Origin of the sequence: Streptomyces sp. NPDC056361 (genome assembly GCF_042262805.1) — a bacterium.
Taxonomy (GTDB): Bacteria; Actinomycetota; Actinomycetes; order Streptomycetales; family Streptomycetaceae; genus Streptomyces.
In genome coordinates this window covers 1-4488 of record NZ_JBHJQI010000277.1, presented here as the reverse complement: position 1 = coordinate 4488, position 4488 = coordinate 1, and the positions used below count along the sequence as shown (strand labels likewise).

The window sequence follows — 4488 nt, the reverse complement described above, 5'->3', positions numbered from 1 at the left end:
CGCCCCCTGCACGGGGCGCGGACACGGCCGGGGTCCGTCAGTCGCTGTGGGCGAAGAGCTTGAGCACGGGTACGCCGACCTTGTGGCGGGCCCGGGAGGCCCAGTCCCGGTGGAAGAACTCCTCCACGTAGTGGGGGGCGGTGAGCACGATCACCTCGTCCGCCTCCGACTCCTCGACCACCGCCTTCATCTTGGTGAGGGGGTGGTCCTCGACGACCTGGCCGACCGCTTCGCAGCCGGCGTTCCTCAGGGCCTGGAGCGAGGCCTCCAGGGCCTGCTCGGCGGGGATCCTGGCAGCCTTGCCCTCCGGTTCGTCGCCCTCGCGGGCCGCTTCCTTCAGTTCGCCCATGGCTACGTCGTCGATGGCACGCAGCAGTACATCGGCCTGGTCACCACGCGGCTGCATGAGAACGATGAAGGACACGCCCTCGTCGCCGTGCAGGGTGGTGACGAATTCCACGTCGACGGACGTCAGGGGCTTCTCGATCATCAGAACGCTTGTGAACACCTCAGGAGCCCTTCTGCGGAAACCATCCTTCCCCGTGCCCGCACGGGGTCTGCGACAGTAAGTGTGCCCAGCGGACGCTAAGCGGAACGACAAATTCCGCCGATTGTCAGATCCGACGGTAGCGGGTGAAGAGGAAGCCGTCCTGCTCCAGCACGGAAGCCACCTGGAAGCGTGTCGGGACGGCCACCGAAGGGCCCCCGGCGATCCGCTGGGCACCGCCCGCCGTCATGGTCGGCGAGAGCGTCAGGCACAGCTCGTCGAGCACCTCCGCCGCCACGAACTGGCCCAGCAGCCGGGGCCCGCCCTCGGTCAGCTGCCGCCGCAGTCCGCGCTCCGCCAGCACCGCCACCGCGCGGGCCGGATCGACCCCGGCCCCGTCGCCCGCGACCAGCACCTCGGCGCCCGCCGCCCGGGCCGCGGCGACCCGGTCGGGCGGAGCGGCGGCCCCGGTCAGGATCAGCGTCGGCACCAGCGGCGAGGTGAAGAGGGGCAGCGAGAAGTCGAGGGCGAGGGAGGCGCTGACCACGGCGATCACGGGCGCCTCCCCCTGCCCCGCGGCGGCCCGGCGGGCGGCGAAGGCCTCGCGCGCCCGTGCGGGGCGGTAACCCTCCAGACGTACCGTCTCGGCACCCACGACGACCACGTCGGCCAGGCCCCGCAGGGTGCCGAAGATCCGCATGTCGGTCTCGGAGGAGAGCGGCTGGGACCGTCCGTCGTGCTGACCGGCGCCGTCGAGCGAGGAGACCATGTTGGCCCGCAGCCACACACCGTCGCCCTCCGGATACGCGTAGGCGTCGGCGAGCTCGTCGAGCGACCACTCGCGACCACCGGCGGCGGCCGGACCCGCGGGGGTCTCGGGGGCTGTCATGTCCGTCACAGGGAGCAGTCGTCGCATCCTCGCAGTCTGACATGACGATTACAGTGGGGAACTGTGTCGACCCGCGCCCTCTCCGAAGCCGCCTCCGCCGAAGCGGCCCCGCTCTCGCTCTGCTCCCGAGAGCCCCACGTCCCCGCCGACCGCCTCGTCGCGGAGATGGTGCCGCCGCCGCGGTTCGACTCGGTCCGGTTCGACACCTACCTCCCGGACCCCAACCAGCCCAGCCAGACGGACGCCGTCAAGGCGCTGAGCTCGTTCGCCGAGGGACTGGGCGGAGCGCACGCCTCCGGCGCCGGCAAGCGCCGCTGGTTCGCCAAGAAGCCGGCCGCTCCGACCGGGCCGCGCGGGGTCTACCTCGACGGCGGATACGGCGTCGGCAAGACCCACCTGCTCGCCTCCCTCTGGCACGCCACCCCCGCCGAGCCCTCGCTGAAAGCTTTCGGCACCTTCGTCGAGCTGACCAACCTGGTCGGCGCGCTCGGCTTCCAGCAGACCGTGAAGACCCTCAGCGGGCACCGCCTCCTCTGCATCGACGAATTCGAGCTCGACGACCCGGGCGACACCGTCCTCGTCTCCAGCCTGCTCGCCAAGCTCGTCGAGGCGGGCGTGGCGCTCGCCGCCACCTCCAACACGCTCCCCGGCAAGCTCGGCGAGGGCCGCTTCGCCGCCGCCGACTTCCTCCGCGAGATCCAGGGCCTCTCGGCCCACTTCATGCCGCTGCGGATCGACGGCGAGGACTACCGCCACCGCGGGCTGCCCGAAGCCCCCGCCCCGCACACCGACCAGGTCGTCACGGAGACCGCGTACGCGACGCCGGGCGCCTCCCTCGACGACTTCCCACACCTGCTCGAACACCTGGCCAAGGTTCACCCGAGCCGGTACGGCGCGCTCACCGACGACCTCACCGCGGTCTGCCTCACCGACGTCCAGCCCGTCCCCGACCAGTCGACCGCGCTGCGGCTCGTCGTCCTGGCCGACCGGCTCTACGACCGCGAGATACCCGTCCTCGCCTCCGGACTCCCCTTCGACGGGCTGTTCAGCGACGAGATGCTGAACGGCGGCTACCGCAAGAAGTACTTCCGGGCGATCTCGCGGCTCACCGCGCTCGCCCGCGACGCGAAGGGCCTCGTCGCGCAGTAGCTTGGTGGCCGTACCCGATCGAAAGGGATCCACCATGGCCACCGTGCGTCACGCACACACCGTCTGGCAGGGCGACCTCCTCAAGGGCTCCGGCGTCGTCACCCTCGACTCCTCCGGCCTCGGTTCGTACGACGTCTCCTGGCCCGCCCGGTCCGAGGAGCCGAACGGCAAGACGAGCCCCGAGGAGCTCATCGCCGCCGCGCACTCGTCCTGCTTCTCGATGGCCTTCTCCAACGGCCTGGCCAAGGCCGGCAGCGCGCCGACCCGCCTGGAGACCAAGGCCGACGTCACCTTCCAGCCGGGCGAGGGCATCACCGGCATCCACCTGACCGTGACCGGCGAGGTCCCCGGCCTGGACGCGGACCAGTTCAAGGCGCTCGCCGAGGACGCGAAGAAGAACTGCCCGGTCAGCCAGGCGCTCACGGGCACGACGATCACCCTCACCGCGAACCTCGCCTGACCCCAGGTCAGAACACGCGCCACACGGGGCAGTTGTGGCCCGCATGGTTCACGCGTCACGACGGTGCGTGATACACACATGCGGGTCACACGTCACACACCACCTGTCTGTCCGCCAACAGGAAGTGGGTTGTTGCCTCATGTCCGCAACACGACGTCAGCTCCTGTCCCGCACCGGCGCGTCCGTCGCCGGCATCGCCTTCACCGGCGCCCTCACCGAACTCTTCGCCGGCAGCGCGGCCGCCGCCGGAAGCCGGGGCGGCTACGGCCCCCTCGTCCCCGACCCGGCCGGACTCCTCGACCTGCCGGCCGGCTTCCGCTACAAGGTCCTCTCGCGGCAGGGCGATCCGCTCCGCTCCGGCGAAGGACCCGTCCCGAGCAACCACGACGGCATGGGCGCCTTCCCCGGCCGCCGGGGCCGCGTCCACCTCGTCCGCAACCACGAGAACCGGGTCACCGGGAAGATCGCCGTCCCGACCGTCCCCGGCCTGACGTACGACCCCGCCGCCAAGGGCGGCTGCACGGTCCTGGAACTCGACGGCCGCAACGAGGTCCTCGGCGAACGCGTCGCCATCGCCGGCACCGCGGTCAACTGCGCGGGCGGCCCCACCCCCTGGAACACCTGGCTGACCTGCGAGGAGACCGAGGATCGGGCCGGCACCAACGGCTACACCAAGGACCACGGCTTCATCTTCGAGGTCGACGGCGCCGACCCGCACCGCACCGGAGCCGTGCCCCTCACCGCCATGGGCCGCTTCCAGCACGAGGCCATCGCCGTCGACCCGGGCAGCGGCATCGTCTACGAGACCGAGGACGCCTTCGACCGCCCCTTCGGCCTCTTCTACCGCTTCCTGCCCCACCGGCCGCTCGGCGGCACGGGATCCCTCCGCGCCGGCGGCGCCCTGGAGGCCATGCGCGTCCCCGGCGTCCCCGACCTGTCCCTCGTCCAGGAGCCCGGCGCCCGCTTCGAGTGCGTCGAATGGGTCCCCGTACCCGACCCCCTGGCCACCACCACCCCCATCAGGCTCCAGGACTTCGGGCCCAAGGGCATCACCCACGCCCAGAAGCTCGAAGGCTGCTACTGGGGCGGCGGGGCCGTCTACTTCGTCTCCTCCTTCGCCCGCCTCAAGGACGGCTCCGCCGCCACCCACTTCGGCCAGGTCTGGAAGTACGAGCCCCACCGCCGCCGGCTCACCCTCGTCGTCGTCTTCGGCCCCGACACCGACGTGCGGCTGCCCGGCGAGTCCCCCGACAACATCTGCCTCGCCCCCACCGGCGGCCTCATGGTCTGCGAGGACGGCGACGGCGCCCAGCACGTCTTCGGCGTCAGCCGCAAGGGCGAGGTGTACCCCGTCGCCCGGGGCGCCCAGAACATCGGCACCCCCGGCACCCCCGAATGGGGCGAGTTCGCCGGCGTCACCTTCTCCCCCGACCGCGGCACCATGTACGTCAACTGCTACACCCCCGGCACGACCTTCGCGATCACCGGCCCCTGGTACTGACC

The 4488-nt window shown here is 71.7% G+C and carries 5 protein-coding genes; 3 read left to right on the top strand and 2 right to left on the bottom strand.

The window, feature by feature from the left end:
- Positions 1-37 precede the first annotated feature (37 nt).
- Both ACFCY7_RS39925 and ACFCY7_RS39920 read right to left on the bottom strand, forming a co-directional pair.
- A complete protein-coding gene (locus ACFCY7_RS39925; RefSeq protein WP_376490986.1) occupies positions 38-508 on the bottom strand; it encodes an indole-3-glycerol phosphate synthase in 471 nt (156 codons plus the stop codon).
- A 106-nt stretch (positions 509-614) separates the two neighbouring features.
- Positions 615-1403, bottom strand: coding sequence for a pyrimidine reductase family protein (locus ACFCY7_RS39920; RefSeq protein WP_376490985.1), 789 nt, complete (start codon positions 1401-1403; stop codon positions 615-617).
- A 36-nt stretch (positions 1404-1439) separates the two neighbouring features.
- Here ACFCY7_RS39920 and zapE point away from each other — a divergent pair, with 36 nt between their 5' ends.
- The 3 genes from zapE to ACFCY7_RS39905 all read left to right on the top strand — a co-directional run bounded on the left by zapE (position 1440) and on the right by ACFCY7_RS39905 (position 4486).
- Positions 1440-2525 carry a cell division protein ZapE gene (zapE, locus tag ACFCY7_RS39915; protein WP_376490984.1) on the top strand — a complete coding sequence of 362 codons (1086 nt, stop codon included), beginning with the start codon at positions 1440-1442 and terminating at the stop codon, positions 2523-2525.
- 34 nt (positions 2526-2559) lie between these two features.
- Entirely contained in the window at positions 2560-2985 is a 426-nt protein-coding gene (locus ACFCY7_RS39910; protein ID WP_376490983.1) for an OsmC family protein, read from the top strand.
- A 139-nt stretch (positions 2986-3124) separates the two neighbouring features.
- Positions 3125-4486 (top strand): alkaline phosphatase PhoX, encoded by a 1362-nt coding sequence (locus tag ACFCY7_RS39905; RefSeq protein ID WP_376490982.1) that lies wholly within the window; start codon positions 3125-3127, stop codon positions 4484-4486.
- Positions 4487-4488 lie beyond the last annotated feature (2 nt).